The sequence below is a fragment of the Streptomyces sp. bgisy027 genome, assembly GCF_057710365.1.
The window spans coordinates 235,626-250,750 of the sequence record NZ_JBYIVZ010000006.1 but is presented as its reverse complement, the minus strand read 5'-3'; the positions used below and the strand labels follow the sequence as shown (position 1 = coordinate 250,750).

Genomic DNA, 15,125 nt, shown 5'->3' with positions numbered 1-15,125 from the left:
GGATCCTATTGATCTCAGGTGTCCTGCTTCAAAACGAGGTCAGAACACCTCGCTGACCAGCGCGTTGGGCAGCCGCGCCCACCGATCCCCCGGCGTCCCCGGCGAAAGCCGCATCAGCGTCAGCGCCTTCGTCGGCAGCGGCTGCGTACGCAGCGCCGCCAGGTCCGCGGTGTCCGGCAGGTCGTGTACGACCGCCTCCAGCGCCGTGCGCAACGCCGGGCCCGAGCCGGCCGTACCCGCGAGCGCCCCCGCCACCAGCGAGCCGAACAACTTGCGGCGCAGGGCCGTCACATCGTCCGTGACGATCCGCCCGGTCAGCTCCGGCACCGGGACGCCGTGCCGGGCCAGCCGCGCCGGGCCGACCCGGATGTCGGCGAGGTCGCGGTAGACCAGACGCACCGGCGAGCCGTCCGCCGACAGCACCACGAGCAGGTTCTGCCCGTGCGCCTCCAGCGCCACGCCCAGCTCCAGCAGCCGCAGCCCCACGGTCAGCGCGAGCCGAGTGAACTCAGCCAACCACTGCGGCGACCGGGGCAGCTGCGTGGTCGCCAGCGCGGCCACCGGCACCACCCGCTCGCCCGGCCCCTCGTACGCCCGCGGCGACTCGCGCACCACCGCGGCCAGATCGGGCGAGCCGGCCGTGGCCGCGCCCAGCGTGCGCGTGACGTGCAGCAGCCCGTCCATACGGGCCGCGAGCATCTCCGCGAACGACGACAGGGTGGCCGAAAGACCGATGGAGTACCCCGAGATGTCCCGCACCGACGACGTCAGCCGGGCGCTGAGCGCCGTCTTGACGTGCGGCCCTCCCGGCAGCGCGAGCGTGCGCAGGGACATCAGCGGATGCGCGGCGATCCCGTCGTCGTAGGGGGCGCGGGGCCGCTTCAGGACGTGCTCGGCCTGCCACGGATGCACCGGGATCAGCAGCCGCCCGCCGTCCCGCAAATCCTGCGGCCACGCGCCCGTCACCAGGCACTCCGCCGCCCGCACCGGCACCGGCCCGAGCGTCACCACCGGCCGGTGCTCGGGCCCGTACGCCAGCTGCTCGGCGACCGAGAAGCCGGGCCGGGAACGGCAGTTGGGGTGGAACGGATGCCCGTCCACCACCCGCTGCTCCCACTCCCACTCCCACTCCGGCGACGGCCACTCCTCGGAGCGAGCCACCTGCCCGGCCCGCGACAGCGCCAACGAGGCGACACTGTGGCCGAGTTCGGCCGCGAACGACGTCCCGTGCGCCACGGACAGCTCGGCCAGCAGCCGGGCCGGATCGTCGTACGACGTGCCGTCGAGCCGTACGTCGGTGACGTACCCGGCGGTCGCGTACGGGTCGGCATGCGGGCCGTGCAGCCGGCGGCCGTCCGAAAGACGCAGGGTCAGGCCCTCGCCGCCCCGCTCACGCGCGGTCACCCAGGGCAGCGGCTCGTACGCGAGCGCACGCCACAGCCGGGTCAGGACGGCCGCCCGGGCTCCGGGGAGTTCGGCCGTGTAGCGCGACACCAGGTCGGGGCGCACTTCGGCCAGTTCGGCGGCGACCTCGGCCTCTGCGCTCTGAGGACGGTGCACGGGCGGGCTCCTCGGGTACGAGTAGGGCGTCGGGCAGGCGCCGACGACAGACATACTGATCGTCTTCCCACCTGAACGGACCGTAGAGAACGAGTGGATCACGTGCACCTCACCCCTCCGACCGCGGCCGACGTCGCGGACCGCGCCGACGCCCGCGCGCTCGCGCCCCTGCTCAACTGCCTGCTGCGCGAGGTCGCCGAACCGTGCACAGGGTCCGGCGGGGCGGACGGCGAGCGGCGGGTGTACCGGCTGGGCGGCACGGGCCGGCTGGTGCGGGTGCTCGGCGAGCGGCGGCCCGCCGAGCCGGAGGTGCGGGTGGACGGCGCCTGGCGGCGCGTCGGCCACACCGAAGTGGTGAAACTCGTGGCCGACGAGCTGCGCCGCCACACCGGGCTCTCCAACCACGAACTGCCCGCCGAGATGATCGACAGCCGGGACGCGGTGGCCGCGCTGCTCACGGCACGCGCGCGTGCCACGCCGCCGGACGACCGCTACCTGCGCTCCGAGCAGTCCCTCCTGACCGGCCACCCCTACCACCCCGCACCCAAGGCGCGCGGCGGCGGCCCGGTCGCCACCTGGCTGCCCTACGCCCCCGAGGCGCACGCCCGCTTCCCGCTGACGTTGCTCGGCGTGCGCGAGGACACGGTCGTCGAGGAGGGCGACACCACCGCCCTGGACGCCCTCGGCGAGGCCCCGCCCGGCTACCGCCTGCTTCCGGCGCACCCCTGGCAGCTGGATCTGGCCGGCCGGGAGCTCGCGGCCGCGTTCGCGGACGGCCGCCTGCTGCGGCTGGGCACGACCGGCTTCGACGCCTGGCCGACGGCCGCGATCCGCACGCTGTACGCCCCCGAGCGAGACCTGTTCCTGAAGTTCAGCCTGGACGTCCGCATCACCAACGACATCCGCCGGCTGTGGCGCCACGACCTGCTGAGACTGCGCCGCACCGACACCGCCGCGGCCGCCGCCCTCGCCGCTCAGGACGGCCCGGCCGCCTGGCTCGCCGACCACGGCTACCGCACCGCCGGCTTCGCCTTCGAGGAACTCGCGGTCCTGGTCCGCGACGGGCTGCGCGGGAGGGTGCTCCCGGGCGCGACGCCCCTGCTCGCCGCCGGACTGGTCGAGGGCTTCGACGGCAGCCCACTGGCCGGCGCCGAGGATCCGGAGTCATGGTGGGAGGCGTATCTGGCCCAGGTCGTCCCGCCCGCCCTCGCGGCCTTCGCCGACCACGGCGTCGTCCTGGAGGCACATCTGCAGAACACCCTGGTCGCCGTCGACGCCGCGGGTACGCCGGTCCAGGCGCTGTTCCGGGACGCCGAGGGCGTCAAGCTGCTGCCGGAGGTGTCACGGGAGGCCGGCTGGGAGCGCCTGGTGTACTGCCTGGTCGTCAACCACCTGGTGGAGATCGCCGGCGCCCTCGTCGCACACCACCCGGCCCTGGACCCCTGGCCCGCGCTCCGCCGTGAGCTGTCCCGCCACGACCTCCCCGAGCTCCCGGCCCTCCTGTCGTCCCCGACCCTGCCCGGCAAGACCAACCTGCTCCTGCGCTGGACGGGCGCGGACGGTGCGGCGGCGCGCTATCTGCCGCTGCCGAACCCGCTGGCCGGGTGAGTGCGGAAAGAGGCGGCAGGCGGGCCGCACCGCCCGCCGGTCAGTACCGGATCTCCACGGCACGTCCTTCCGCATCCAACTCCGGCACCTCCGGGACCCGTTCCGCGACTCCCCGAGCGATCCGGTCCGCCGACCAGGCCGCCGCGGCGGCGTCGAGCACGTCGTCGGCCGGCACCCGGTCCGCCTCGCCGAGCTCGTCCGGCAGTACGACGCCGGCCGCGGCCAGCAGCGCGCGGCGCGTGTTCTGGCCGCGCCAGGTCTTCTTCGCGCATTCCAGCGGCATCCCGCCGGCCAGGGCACGGAAGGACAGCTCCGGGTGCACCTCGTGGATCCGCTCGTCGGCGAGCCGGCACGCCCGGGCCTCCAGCAGCTTCGGAGCCAGCGCCCACGCCTGCCGGCTCAGCCGCTGCCCGGTCAGCTCCTGGCACCGGTCGCCGGCCGCCACGTACTCCGACTCCAGCCACGTGGGCCGCGGCGCCACGAGGAAGACGGTGCTGCGCCGCTGCCCGAGCAGCACCCGCGCCCCGAGATCCGCGGCACGCCAGCCACGCTCGACCAGCCCCAGCGGCATGTCCACCGCGATCACCGAGACCTCACCGGCGCGTTCGACCAACGTCTCCAGCCGGACGTCCACCAGGCTCCCGGCATACCTGCCGTCCATGACCCTGATCCCGACCCAGCCCTGCTTGCCGCAGGCATCGACACCCAGGACGTCCATCAGCACTCGTTCTCCCGTGTCGGTCGCGTGCAAGGAAGGTACCCGGCCGTCGCGGGAAGACCCGGCCGTCTCGCCTGGTTAAGGTTTTCTGGATCGCACCGGGCGGAGCTGATCCTGGAATGGTGGAATGCGAGGCAAACGAGATGCGGGGCCTTGGAAGATGATGAGAGAGGTCACCGCGACCCGCTACGTCGAGCCGCTGCGGTCCGGCGGTTCCGTGCCGGGTGTGGTCGAGGCCGATGATCTGGGCATCTACGTCGTGAAGTTCACCGGCTCCGCGCAGGGCCGCAAGGCGCTGGTCGCCGAGGTGATCGTCGGGGAGCTCGCGCGGGCCCTGGGACTGCGGTTCCCCGAGCTGGTCCTGGTGCACTTCGACCCGGCCGTCGCCGACAGCGAGCCGCACCAGGAGGTGCGCGAGCTGCACGCCGTGAGCGCCGGCGTCAATCTCGGCATGGACTTCCTGCCGGGCGCGCGGGACTTCACCCCGGAGGTCGCGAAGACGTTCCGCGTGGACCCGCTGGAGGCCGGCCGGATCGTCTGGCTGGACGCGCTGACCGCCAACGTCGACCGCACGGTCCACAGCTCGAACCTGATGATCTGGCCGACGTCCGGCACGGTCCCGCCGCGCCTGTGGCTGATCGATCACGGCGCGGCCCTGATCTTCCACCACCGCTGGGACGGCGCCGACCCCGAGAAGTCCTACGACTTCCGCCACCACGCCCTCGGCCACTACAGCCCGGACGTGCGTGCCGCCGACGCGGAGCTGGCGCCCAGGGTGACCGGGGAACTGCTGCGGACGATCGTGGACGAGGTGCCGGACGCCTGGCTGGCCGACGAGCCCGGCCACGCGACGCCCGAGGCGGCCCGCGGGGCCTACGTGGAGCACCTTCACGCGCGCGTGCGGGCCTCCGCCGCCTGGCTCCCCACCGACTTCCCCACCCGGGAGGAACTCGCCGCCGAGGAGGCCCGCAGGGCGGCGAAGTCTCAGCAAGGACGGCCGAACTGGCTCAAGCAGGTCCCCGACCTGCACGGCAGGCCGGCCGCGGAACAGGACGGGGCGGTGCACCTCGGATGAGCGGTCGTGTCGAGATCGAGTACTGCACCCAGTGCAGGTGGCTGCCGCGCGCGGCCTGGCTGGCGCAGGAACTGCTCACCACCTTCGAGGCGGAGCTGGACGAACTGGCGCTGAAGCCCGGCAAGGGCGGGATCTTCGTCGTCCGGGTGGACGGCGAGACGGTCTGGGACCGCCGCGAGCAGGGCTTCCCCGAGCCGACGGCGGTCAAGCGGGCCGTACGCGACCGAGTGGCCCCGGGAAAGTCCCTGGGCCACTCGGACAAGGCGTCTCAGGAGTAGGTCAGCCCTTGAGCCGCTCGTAGGCGGGCAGCGTCAGGAAGTCCGCGTAGTCCTCGTCGAGGGAGACCTCCAGGAGCAGGTCGTGGGCCTGCTGCCAGTGGCCGGCCGCGAAGGCCTCCTCGCCGATCTCGGCGCGGATGTTCGCCAGTTCCTCGGCGGCGACCTTGCGGGCCAGCTCCGGCGTGGCGTGTTCGCCGTTCTCGAACTCGACGCCCGCGTTGATCCACTGCCAGATCTGGGAGCGGGAGATCTCCGCGGTGGCCGCGTCCTCCATGAGGTTGAAGATGGCGACCGCGCCGAGACCGCGCAGCCAGGCCTCGATGTAGCGGATGCCGACCTGGACGGCGTTGATCAGACCCGGGTACGTCGGCCTGGCGTCCAGGGAGTCGATCGCGATGAGGTCGGCCGCCTCGACGTGGACGTCCTCGCGCAGCCGGTCCTTCTGGTTCGGCTTGTCGCCGAGGACCTTGTCGAAGGACTCCATGGCGATCGGGACCAGGTCGGGGTGGGCGACCCAGGAGCCGTCGAAGCCGTCGTCGGCCTCGCGGTCCTTGTCGGCGCGGACCTTCTCGAAGGCCACCTTGTTGACCTCGGCGTCCCGGCGGGACGGGATGAACGCAGCCATGCCGCCGATCGCGTGCGCGCCGCGCTTGTGGCAGGTGCGGACGAGGAGTTCGGTGTACGCCCGCATGAACGGGGCCGTCATCGTGACCGCGTTGCGGTCCGGCAGGACGAACCTGGCGCCGCCGTCACGGAAGTTCTTGACGATGGAGAACAGGTAGTCCCAGCGGCCGGCGTTCAACCCCGAGGCGTGGTCGCGCAGTTCGTAGAGGATCTCCTCCATCTCGTACGCCGCCGTGATCGTCTCGATCAGGACGGTCGCGCGGACGGTGCCCTGCGGGATGCCGACATGGTCCTGCGCGAAGACGAACACGTCGTTCCAGAGGCGGGCCTCCAGGTGCGACTCCGTCTTCGGCAGGTAGAAGTACGGGCCCTTGCCGAGGTCGAGCAGGCGCTGGGCGTTGTGGAAGAAGTACAGACCGAAGTCGACGAGGGCGCCGGGCACCGGCACGCCGTCGACCTGGAGGTGACGCTCGTTCAGGTGCCAGCCGCGCGGGCGCATGACGACGGTCGCGAGCTCGTCGGCGTCCTTGAGGGCGTACGACTTGCCGGACCTCTCGTCGGTGAAGTCGATGTTCCGGGTGTACGCGTCGCTCAGGTTGACCTGGCCGAGGACGACGTTCTCCCAGGTGGGGGCGGAAGCGTCCTCGAAGTCGGCGAGCCAGACCTTCGCGCCCGAGTTGAGGGCGTTGATGGTCATCTTGCGGTCGGTGGGGCCGGTGATCTCGACCCGGCGGTCCTGGAGCGCGGGCGGGCACGGGGCCACCCGCCAGGAGTCGTCCGCGCGGATCGCGGCGGTCTCCGGGAGGAAGTCGAGCGTGGAGGTGCGGGCGATCTCGGCGCGGCGCTCGGCGCGGCGGGCGAGGAGTTCGTCACGCCGGGGCGTGAACCGGCGGTGCAGCTCGGCCACGAAGGCGAGGGCCGGCTCCGTGAGGACCTCCTCCTGCCGCGGCAGGGGCTCGGCGTCGACGATGGCCAGCGGGGACGGCGCTGGTGCGGACATGAGCTGTCACTTCCTTCAGCGAGCTACGTGGACGAGCTGTCGAGCTTCTGGCACCGGGTGCCAGTCTTCCCGGGAACGGCTGATGGCGCCTTTGGAGCGGTCAGGCGCTTCTGAGCAGTGGATACTAGTTTCCTCATGGTGGAAGTTCAATGGTTTGTTGATATCGAGATTCTCTGAGTCGAGGCAAGGTGGCGCTCGGTGCCACCCCGCTCACTCAAGGTGGCTCAGGTCGGCCTCCGTGTCGATGTCGTACGGCTGTGCCACGTCCCCGCACTCGACGAGCGTGATCGACTCCCGGTGCTCCTTGAGGTAGGCGCGTGCTCCCTGATCGCCGGTCGCGGTCGCCGCGATGCCGGCCCAGTGGGCCGCGCCGAACAGGACCGGATGCCCGCGTACCCCGTCGTAGGCGGCCGAGACCAGTGACGTCTCGTTCTCGTACGCGGCGAGTACCCGCGCCACGGCCCCGGGTCCGATGCCGGGCTGGTCGACGAGCGAGACGAGCGCCGCCCTCGCCCCCGTGCCGGTCAGCGAATCGAGCCCGGCGCGCAGCGAAGAGCCCATCCCGCCGGCCCAGTCCGGGTTCTCCACCAGTACGCAGTCGCCGAGTTCCGCCTGTTCGCGTACGTCGGCGGCGCGCGCCCCCAGCACCACGTGCACGCGGGTCAGGCCGGCCGTGCGCAGCACCCCGGCGGCGTGCTCGACGAGCGGTCGGCCGCGGTGCGGGAGCAGGGCCTTGGGGCGTCCGCCGAGGCGTCGTCCGCCGCCGGCCGCGAGGAGCAGGCCGGCGACCGCAGGGGCTTCTTTCTCAGTCATGCGTCCTGCATACCTGACACCCGCGCGAGCGCCCCGACTCCCAACGACTGAATTTCCGTCCGCGTGGTGGCGCTTCGGCAACGGGTGGCGTTTACTGACCGGCGTCCCCGGCGCCCGAGCTGCGCCAGGGGTGCTCGGCGGGGATTGCGCGGTGGCTGGCGCACAACGGCGTGCGAGGGGGAGCTTTGTTGCGGAGCTTGGGGCAGAGGCCGGTGACGGGCAGCGACGAGGACTCGAGGGTGGCGGCACTGCGGTCGGCGGTGTCCCGTCTGCGCCGCGAACTCGCCGCGCATCCCGCTGAGTTCCCGGACCGCGCCATCGCCGAGGACGAACTCGCCGCACTGGCCGCGATGGCGGTCACGGGAGCACCGGAGACGCCTCGACTGCGGAGGTCCCTGCTGCTGATCGCGGGGGCGATCGGCTCGGTGAGCGCCCTGTCCCCGGGTCTGACCCAAGTGCGCGACGCGGTGGAGATGTTCGGCGAACCACGCCGCTAGCCCAAGGTCGACGCCGGAGCGTGAACCGCTGGGCGCAGGGCGGCGTGACGGCGCGCTCGCCGTGTGTCCTGCCCGCCGGGCGCTGCGCCTCCGTCAGGCCTGGTTCTGGGTGGCCAGGGCCTCGGACAGTTCGTGGGCGACCTGCTGGAGCACCGGGACGATCTTCTCCGTGGCCGCCTCGGTGACCCGGCCGGCCGGACCCGAGATCGAGATGGCCGCCGCGGTGGGGGAGTCGGGGACGGAGACCGCCAGGCAGCGGACCCCGACCTCCTGTTCGTTGTCGTCGACCGCGTAGCCGGTGCGCCGTACGTCCTCCAGGGCCGCGAGGAAGCCGTCCGGCGTGGTGATCGTCTTCTCCGTGGCGGCCGGCATCCCCGTACGGGACAGCAGCGCCCGTACCTCCTCCGGCGGGAAGGAGGCGAGCAGCGCCTTGCCGACGCCGGTGGAGTGCGGCAGCACACGCCGGCCGACCTCGGTGAACATGCGCATCGAGTGCTTGGACGGCACCTGGGCGACGTAGACGATCTCGTCGCCGTCGAGCAGGGCCATGTTCGCCGTCTCGCCGGTCTCCTCGACCAGTCGGGCGAGGTAGGGGCGGGCCCAGGTGCCGAGGAGCCGGGAGGCCGACTCGCCGAGGCGGATCAGGCGGGGGCCGAGGGCGTAGCGGCGGTTGGGCTGCTGGCGGACGTATCCGCAGGCCACGAGCGTGCGCATCAGACGGTGGATGGTGGGCAGCGGCAGCCCGCTGCTCGCGGACAGCTCACTGAGGCCCACCTCGCCGCCCGCGTCCGCCATCCGCTCGAGCAGGTCGAAGGCGCGCTCGAGGGACTGGACGCCGCCGCCGTTGGGCTTGGCGGTGTCGGTGGTGCTGGCGCTGGACGTCGGCACGGCGCGTTCCTTTCGGGACCGGTGGAAGGGCTGAAGCCTACCCGTCGGTCGGTTGACTCCCTGGTTGTGCGTAGCTACGTTCTGCTTGACGGAATCATAATTCCGCTTTGTGGAAACGTCCAGAGAGTGTCGCACGGGTGCATTGTGGAGAAGTGTGCCCTTGACGGCACCGGAACGGGAGTGAAGACTCCTTCAACAGAACGTTGAATTCTGCTGAGCGGAAGTCAAGGGGCGGCAGAGAGGGGTCCGGGTGTCCGACGCTGAACTGGTGCTGCGCTCGACGCGCGTCATCACCCCGGAGGGGACACGGGCCGCCTCGGTCGCGGTCTCCGCCGGCAAGATCACGGCCGTACTCGGCCACGACGCCGAAGTCCCGTCCGGCGCCCGGCTGGTGGACCTCGGCGACGACGTCCTGCTGCCCGGCCTGGTCGACACGCACGTGCACGTCAACGACCCGGGCCGCACGGAGTGGGAGGGTTTCTGGACCGCCACGCGCGCCGCGGCGGCCGGCGGTATCACCACCCTCGTCGACATGCCGCTCAACTCCCTCCCGCCGACCACGACGGTCGACAACCTCCGCGTCAAGCAGAAGGTCGCCGCCGACAAGGCGCACATCGACGTCGGCTTCTGGGGCGGTGCCCTGCCCGACAACGTCAAGGACCTGCGCCCGCTGCACGAGGCCGGCGTCTTCGGCTTCAAGGCGTTCCTGTCGCCGTCCGGCGTGGACGAGTTCCCGCATCTCGACCAGGACCGGCTCGCCCGGTCCCTGGCGGAGATCACCTCCTTCGGCGGCCTGCTGATCGTGCACGCCGAGGACCCCCATCACCTCGACGCCGCCCCGCAGCACGGCGGCCCCAAGTACGCCGACTTCCTCGCCTCGCGTCCGCGCGACGCCGAGGACACCGCGATCGCCCAGCTGATCGCGCAGGCCAAGCGGCTCGACGCGCGGGTGCACGTGCTCCACCTCTCCTCCAGCGACGCGCTGCCGCTGATCGCCGAGGCCAAGCGGGACGGCGTACGGATCACCGTCGAGACCTGCCCGCACTACCTCACCCTGACCGCCGAGGAAGTCCCGGACGGCGCCAGCGAGTTCAAGTGCTGCCCGCCGATCCGCGAGTCCGCCAACCAGGACCTGCTGTGGCAGGCGCTGGCCGACGGCACCGTCGACTGCGTGGTGACCGACCACTCGCCCTCCACGGCCGACCTGAAGACCGACGACTTCGCCACCGCCTGGGGCGGCATCTCCGGGCTGCAGCTGAGCCTGGCGGCCGTCTGGACCGAGGCCCGCAGGCGCGGGCACGGCCTGGAGGACGTGGTGCGCTGGATGTCCGCGCGGACGGCGCAGCTCGTCGGACTGGACCGGAAGGGCGCCATCGAGGCCGGCCGCGACGCCGACTTCGCGGTCCTCGCACCCGACGAGACCTTCACCGTGGACCCGGCCGCCCTCCAGCACCGCAACCGCGTGACGGCGTACGCCGGCAAGACCCTGTACGGCGTCGTGAAGTCCACCTGGCTGCGCGGCGAACGCATCGTCGCGGACGGCGAGTTCACCGACCCGAAGGGGCGACTCCTCACCCGGACCAACTGAATCCCACCCATCGATCTCGAAAGGCAGAACTGATCACCGTGACGGCGATACCCAGCTTCACCGGCGACGCGAACCCCTACGGCGGCGGCGACCCGTACGCGGACTACCGCACCGCCGACTTCCCGTTCACCCAGTACGCCAACCTCGCCGACCGCCGGCTGGGTGCCGGAGTCATCGCCGCCAACGACGAGTTCTTCGCCCAGCGGGAGAACCTGCTGGTGCCCGAGCGGGCCGAGTTCGACCCCGAGCACTTCGGGCACAAGGGCAAGATCATGGACGGCTGGGAGACGAGGCGCCGCCGCGGTGCCTCGTCCGAGCACCCGTGGCCGACGGCCGAGGACCACGACTGGGCCCTGGTGCGCCTCGGCGCGCCCGGCGTGATCCGCGGCATCGTCGTCGACACGGCCCACTTCCGCGGCAACTACCCGCAGGCGGTGTCCGTCGAGGGCGCGTCCGTACCGGGTTCGCCGTCCCCCGAGGAACTGCTCGGCGACGACGTCAAGTGGACGACACTGGTCCCGCGCACGCCGGTCGGCGGTCACGCGGCGAACGGCTTCGCCGTCCTGGCCGAGCAGCGCTTCACCCACCTGCGCGTCAACCAGCACCCCGACGGCGGCATCGCCCGTCTGCGCGTGCACGGCGAGGTCGTACCCGACCCCGAGTGGCTGTCGGTGCTGGGCACCTTCGACGTGGTCGCCCTGGAGAACGGCGGCCAGGTCGAGAACGCCTCCAACCTGTTCTACTCGCCTGCCACGAACACCATCCAGCCGGGGCGCTCCCGCAAGATGGACGACGGCTGGGAGACCCGCCGGCGCCGCGACCGGGGCAACGACTGGATCAGCTACCGGCTGGTGGCGCAGTCCCGGATCCGGGCCGTCGAGATCGACACGGCGTACCTGAAGGGCAACAGCGCGGGCTGGGCGTCGGTGTCGGTGAAGGACGGCGAGGACGGTGAGTGGACGGAGGTCCTGCCCCGCACCCGCCTCCAGCCCGACACCAACCACCGCTTCGTCCTGCCGACCCCGGCCGTGGGCACGCACGCGCGCGTGGACATCTACCCGGACGGCGGCATCGCCCGCCTGCGCCTGCACGGCTCCCTGACCGAGCAGGGCGCGGCGGGGCTGGCGGCACGCCACCAGGAGCTGGGCGGCTGAACCCGCCGGCGCGCACGGGTCGCAGGGCACCGGCGCGCCTGATTCCGTGAGGCGGGCCGGATGGCGTCGGTGCGCCTGAGTTTGTGGGGTGTATCGGTCGGATGGCGTCGGTGTGCCCGGACCCGTGGGGTGTATCGGTCGGATGGCGTCGGTGTGCCCGAGCCTGTGGGGTGTATCGGCCGGACGGCGTCGGTGCGCCTGAGTTTGTGGGGTGTATCGGTCGGATGGCGTCGGTGCGCCCGAACCTGTGGGGTGTATCGGCCGGACGGCGTCGGTGCGCCCGAACCCGTGAGGCGTGCCGGCCGGACGGCATCGGCACTCCCGGACCCGTGGGGCGCACCGGCCGGACAGCACCGGTGCGCCCCACGTCCGTTCACGCCGCGTGGCCCCCGTCCACCGCGAACTCCGTACCCGTGACGTAGTCCGCCACGGCCAGGTACGCGACCGTCGACGCCACCTCGTCGGCCGTGCCGAAGCGGCCCAGCGCGGTCATGGCCGCCTGGCCGGACGCGAACGGGCCGTCGGCCGGGTTCATGTCCGTGTCGATGGGACCGGGATGGACGATGTTCGCCGTGATGCCGCGCGGGCCCAGCTCGCGGGCCAGCGCCTTCGTCAGGCCGATGAGGGCCGACTTGCTCGTCGCGTAGAGCGTGCCGCCGGGACCGGGCACCCGCTGGGTCATGCAGGTGCCGATGGTGATGATGCGGCCCCCGGCGGCCATGCGGGCGGCCGCCGCCCGTGACGTCAGCAAGACGCCCCGGACGTTCACCGCGAGGACCCGGTCCACATCGGTGAGCGACAGACCCTCCAGCGGGCCAAGCACACCGATGCCGGCGTTGTTCACCAGCACGTCCAGGCCCCCGAGCGCCTCGGCGGCACGGTCCACAGCGCCCTGCGCCTCCTCCGCGTCACCGGCGTCCGCCCGGAGCGCCACGGCCCGCCGGCCCAGGGCTTCGACGGCCCGTACGACCTCCTCGGCCGCCTCCTTGCCGTGCACGTACGTCACGGCGACGTCCGCGCCCTCCCGAGCCAGCCGGAGTGCCGTGGCCGCGCCGATGCCGCGGCTGCCCCCGGTGACCAGGGCGACCTTGCCGTGCAGAGTTCCGTAAGTGGTTGTCATGAGTCCATCCCAGCTCCGCGCGGACGGTGATGCTGGCGGCGAACGGACACCGAGTCCCGGCGGGGTCGCGGCGCCCGTCGAAGGCCAGCCCGTCGCCCCGCCGCATGCTCGGGCGGGTTCGGGGCATCCGGATGGCGACCGGCGCATCGGCCGGCGTCGACGAAAGGGCGGACATCGTGCTGGCCATAGCTTCCGCAGTCCTGTTCTTCATAGCCTTCCTGATCAACGCGGCGGACATCTCGACCAACGACACCTTCACCTCCACCAACATCATGCTGCTCGGCCTCATGGTGCTGGCCCTCCAACTGGCGGGCGTCGGCAGCGGCTGGTCGGCACGCGGCCGCCGGAGGTGACGACCGCGAGCAGGGCGCTCACGGCAGCGGCGACTACGGCATCGCCTTCGGCACCCGGCCGACGGGCAGTCCGGCAGGGCCCGCCCTCGCGCCCGACGACACGCTCTTCACCGCCGTGCTCGACGCGGTGGAGGAGGCGGTCCTCAACGCCCTGCTGACCGCCACCACGACCACGGGCCCCGGCGGCCGTACGCGCCACGCGCTGCCGGCGGAAGGGCTGCTCGCCCTGCTGCGGCAGCCGGCCCACCGATGAGTTGCGGGTGCCGGCGGGGTCTGAGCTCATGACAGAAGACGCCACTTCGGAAAGAGGCACTCGTCATGGGCAAGCTCGTCTCCACCCTCTTCGTCACCCTCGACGGCGTCTACCAGGCGCCCGGCGGCCGGGAGGAGGACACCCGCGGCGGCTTCGAGCACGGCGGCTGGGTCTTTCCGTACGCCGACGACGACTTCGGGAAGTTCATCGCCGGGGTCTTCGGGCGCCCGGCGGCCTTCCTGCTCGGGCGGCGTACGTACGACATCTTCGCCTCGTACTGGCCGAAGGTGACCGACCCCGCCGACCCGGTCGCCGCCAAGCTCAACGCGCTGCCGAAGTACGTCGCCTCCTCCACGCTGACCGACCCCGGGTGGGCCGGCACCACCGTGGTCAGCGGCGACCTCGGCAAGGAGGTCACCGCCCTCAAGGACCGCACCGACGGCGAGCTCCAGGTGCACGGCAGCGGCGCCCTCGTCCGTTCGCTGCTGGCCCTCGGTCTCGTGGACACCCTGCACCTGCTGACCTTCCCGGTCGTGCTCGGCTCGGGCCACCGGCTGTTCACCGAGGGCGCCGTGCCGACCGCCTTCAAGCACACCGGTGGCAGCAGCACGAGCAAGGGCGTCGCCATCAACTCCTACGACCTGGCGGGCCGCCCCGAGTACGGCACGTTCGAACTTCCCGAGAATGCGTGAGACACCCCACGTCGGCGCTCTCGCACGGCCTCATGGAGATCGGGTGAGAGCGTCGGGGCGCACGTTAACTTCCCGAGAACTCATCGGACTCGAAGGGAAAATCCCCCTTCTTGACATTGACATGCCACTGTCTACGCGCGTCATCATGAAGCCATGAGATTCCCCCCACGAATCGCTCGCATCGGCGCCGCAGCCGCCGTCCTGTCCGCCCTCCTCGTCGGTGGCACCGTCACCGCCACTCCGGCCGCCGCGGCCGTGGGCAGCATCTGTTACAGCGACCTGCCCGCCCAGGCGCACGACACGCTCGACCTCATCGAGCAGGGCGGTCCCTTCCCGTACGACCAGGACGGCACCGTCTTCCAGAACCGGGAAGGCATCCTGCCGAGCCAGTCGGCCGGGTACTACCACGAGTACACGGTCATCACTCCCGGCTCCCCCACACGCGGAGCTCGCCGGATCGTCACCGGTGAGGAGAACCAGGAGGACTACTACACGGCCGACCACTACGAGTCGTTCGACCTGGTCGACCACGGCTGCTGAGTCCGCGGGCCACGGTCGACGCCGAGCAGCGGCGCGACCGGCCGGAAGTCCGGTCCGGATTCAGCCGGACTTCCGGCTCTCGGCGGCGGCGAACAGCGCGAACGCCAGCACGAGCAGAGCGACGCTCGCGTAGATCTCGTAGCCGTCGAGGAAGCCGACCCGCTGCACGAGGCCCCACTTCCAGTCGGTGAACTCGTGCACCAGACCGGCGATGCCCTGCACCAGGGCGATGAATCCGAGAACCTCCAGCAACTGCTTCATGTCCTGACTCTCGCCCCGCGGTCCCCCCACACCAATCGGCCGCGGGGCGAGGCATGACCGCCGGAAGTCCGCCTTCCGCAGAGACCGGTGCGTCCAAAGTCGG

The 15,125-nt window shown here is 71.9% G+C and carries 16 protein-coding genes and 1 pseudogene; 10 read left to right on the top strand and 7 right to left on the bottom strand.

The annotated features are described in order from the left end of the window. Positions 1-39 precede the first annotated feature (39 nt). Positions 40-1,560, bottom strand: a complete 1,521-nt coding sequence (locus AC3ETA_RS09075) for an IucA/IucC family protein (RefSeq protein ID WP_432192287.1) — start codon at positions 1,558-1,560, stop codon at positions 40-42. A 93-nt stretch (positions 1,561-1,653) separates the two neighbouring features. On the opposite strand from AC3ETA_RS09075, the gene AC3ETA_RS09070 reads away from it, so the two are divergent. Further along, positions 1,654-3,168 carry an IucA/IucC family protein gene (locus AC3ETA_RS09070; protein WP_432192286.1) on the top strand — a complete coding sequence of 505 codons (1,515 nt, stop codon included), beginning with the start codon at positions 1,654-1,656 and terminating at the stop codon, positions 3,166-3,168. 40 nt (positions 3,169-3,208) lie between these two features. On the opposite strand, the gene AC3ETA_RS09065 is transcribed toward AC3ETA_RS09070, so the two are convergent. Then, positions 3,209-3,886: a DUF429 domain-containing protein gene (locus AC3ETA_RS09065; protein WP_432192285.1), complete on the bottom strand. Its 678-nt coding sequence runs from the start codon at positions 3,884-3,886 to the stop codon at positions 3,209-3,211. 160 nt (positions 3,887-4,046) lie between these two features. Between AC3ETA_RS09065 and AC3ETA_RS09060 the strand changes: the two genes are divergently transcribed. Together AC3ETA_RS09060 and AC3ETA_RS09055 are read left to right on the top strand one after the other, a co-directional pair. After that, on the top strand, positions 4,047-4,961 hold the full coding sequence (locus tag AC3ETA_RS09060; protein ID WP_432192284.1) for a HipA family kinase: 915 nt from the start codon (positions 4,047-4,049) through the stop codon (positions 4,959-4,961). Beyond that, positions 4,958-5,239 carry an Rdx family protein gene (locus tag AC3ETA_RS09055; RefSeq protein WP_432192283.1) on the top strand — a complete coding sequence of 94 codons (282 nt, stop codon included), beginning with the start codon at positions 4,958-4,960 and terminating at the stop codon, positions 5,237-5,239. The genes AC3ETA_RS09060 and AC3ETA_RS09055 overlap by 4 nt, the downstream gene beginning before the upstream one ends. 1 nt (position 5,240) lies before the next feature. Here the strand turns inward: AC3ETA_RS09055 and aceB are convergent, their stop codons facing one another. Together aceB and AC3ETA_RS09045 are read right to left on the bottom strand one after the other, a co-directional pair. Further along, entirely contained in the window at positions 5,241-6,863 is a 1,623-nt protein-coding gene (gene aceB, locus AC3ETA_RS09050) for a malate synthase A (RefSeq protein WP_432192282.1), read from the bottom strand. A 210-nt stretch (positions 6,864-7,073) separates the two neighbouring features. Then, on the bottom strand, positions 7,074-7,676 hold the full coding sequence (locus tag AC3ETA_RS09045) for a nucleotidyltransferase family protein (protein WP_432192281.1): 603 nt from the start codon (positions 7,674-7,676) through the stop codon (positions 7,074-7,076). 212 nt (positions 7,677-7,888) lie between these two features. Between AC3ETA_RS09045 and AC3ETA_RS09040 the strand changes: the two genes are divergently transcribed. Then, positions 7,889-8,173 (top strand): DUF5955 family protein, encoded by a 285-nt coding sequence (locus AC3ETA_RS09040; protein ID WP_432192335.1) that lies wholly within the window; start codon positions 7,889-7,891, stop codon positions 8,171-8,173. A gap of 93 nt (positions 8,174-8,266) precedes the next feature. Here AC3ETA_RS09040 and AC3ETA_RS09035 read toward each other — a convergent pair whose 3' ends face one another. Further along, on the bottom strand, positions 8,267-9,061 hold the full coding sequence (locus AC3ETA_RS09035; protein WP_432192280.1) for an IclR family transcriptional regulator: 795 nt from the start codon (positions 9,059-9,061) through the stop codon (positions 8,267-8,269). Positions 9,062-9,311: 250 nt separating this feature from the next. Between AC3ETA_RS09035 and allB the strand changes: the two genes are divergently transcribed. Continuing rightward, positions 9,312-10,649, top strand: coding sequence for an allantoinase AllB (allB, locus tag AC3ETA_RS09030; protein WP_432192279.1), 1,338 nt, complete (start codon positions 9,312-9,314; stop codon positions 10,647-10,649). Positions 10,650-10,687: 38 nt separating this feature from the next. Next, positions 10,688-11,803 (top strand): allantoicase, encoded by a 1,116-nt coding sequence (gene alc / locus AC3ETA_RS09025; RefSeq protein WP_432192278.1) that lies wholly within the window; start codon positions 10,688-10,690, stop codon positions 11,801-11,803. 373 nt (positions 11,804-12,176) lie between these two features. On the opposite strand, the gene AC3ETA_RS09020 is transcribed toward alc, so the two are convergent. Then, positions 12,177-12,923: an SDR family oxidoreductase gene (locus AC3ETA_RS09020; protein ID WP_432192277.1), complete on the bottom strand. Its 747-nt coding sequence runs from the start codon at positions 12,921-12,923 to the stop codon at positions 12,177-12,179. Between the two features lie 131 nt (positions 12,924-13,054). Here AC3ETA_RS09020 and AC3ETA_RS09015 point away from each other — a divergent pair, with 131 nt between their 5' ends. From AC3ETA_RS09015 to AC3ETA_RS09000, 4 genes and pseudogenes are all read left to right on the top strand, one after another. Further along, on the top strand, positions 13,055-13,276 hold the full coding sequence (locus AC3ETA_RS09015; RefSeq protein ID WP_432192336.1) for a hypothetical protein: 222 nt from the start codon (positions 13,055-13,057) through the stop codon (positions 13,274-13,276). Between the two features lie 16 nt (positions 13,277-13,292). Further along, positions 13,293-13,529: pseudogene (locus tag AC3ETA_RS09010) on the top strand (P1 family peptidase); the annotation flags it as partial. A gap of 65 nt (positions 13,530-13,594) precedes the next feature. After that, positions 13,595-14,221, top strand: coding sequence for a dihydrofolate reductase family protein (locus AC3ETA_RS09005; protein ID WP_432192276.1), 627 nt, complete (start codon positions 13,595-13,597; stop codon positions 14,219-14,221). Positions 14,222-14,374: 153 nt separating this feature from the next. Beyond that, positions 14,375-14,761, top strand: coding sequence for a guanyl-specific ribonuclease (locus tag AC3ETA_RS09000; protein WP_432192275.1), 387 nt, complete (start codon positions 14,375-14,377; stop codon positions 14,759-14,761). A 60-nt stretch (positions 14,762-14,821) separates the two neighbouring features. Here AC3ETA_RS09000 and AC3ETA_RS08995 read toward each other — a convergent pair whose 3' ends face one another. Next, positions 14,822-15,022 carry a hypothetical protein gene (locus tag AC3ETA_RS08995; RefSeq protein ID WP_432192274.1) on the bottom strand — a complete coding sequence of 67 codons (201 nt, stop codon included), beginning with the start codon at positions 15,020-15,022 and terminating at the stop codon, positions 14,822-14,824. Positions 15,023-15,125 lie beyond the last annotated feature (103 nt).

Coding starts and splice junctions, on each gene's coding strand:
- aceB (WP_432192282.1), bottom strand. CDS start 6,863: ATGTCCGCACCAGCGCCGTCCCCGCTGGCCATCGTCGACGCCGAGCCC.
- AC3ETA_RS08995 (WP_432192274.1), bottom strand. CDS start 15,022: ATGAAGCAGTTGCTGGAGGTTCTCGGATTCATCGCCCTGGTGCAGGGC.
- AC3ETA_RS09055 (WP_432192283.1), top strand. CDS start 4,958: ATGAGCGGTCGTGTCGAGATCGAGTACTGCACCCAGTGCAGGTGGCTG.
- AC3ETA_RS09060 (WP_432192284.1), top strand. CDS start 4,047: ATGATGAGAGAGGTCACCGCGACCCGCTACGTCGAGCCGCTGCGGTCC.
- AC3ETA_RS09045 (WP_432192281.1), bottom strand. CDS start 7,676: ATGACTGAGAAAGAAGCCCCTGCGGTCGCCGGCCTGCTCCTCGCGGCC.
- AC3ETA_RS09005 (WP_432192276.1), top strand. CDS start 13,595: ATGGGCAAGCTCGTCTCCACCCTCTTCGTCACCCTCGACGGCGTCTAC.
- AC3ETA_RS09065 (WP_432192285.1), bottom strand. CDS start 3,886: ATGGACGTCCTGGGTGTCGATGCCTGCGGCAAGCAGGGCTGGGTCGGG.
- AC3ETA_RS09000 (WP_432192275.1), top strand. CDS start 14,375: ATGAGATTCCCCCCACGAATCGCTCGCATCGGCGCCGCAGCCGCCGTC.
- AC3ETA_RS09015 (WP_432192336.1), top strand. CDS start 13,055: ATGGCGACCGGCGCATCGGCCGGCGTCGACGAAAGGGCGGACATCGTG.
- AC3ETA_RS09020 (WP_432192277.1), bottom strand. CDS start 12,923: ATGACAACCACTTACGGAACTCTGCACGGCAAGGTCGCCCTGGTCACC.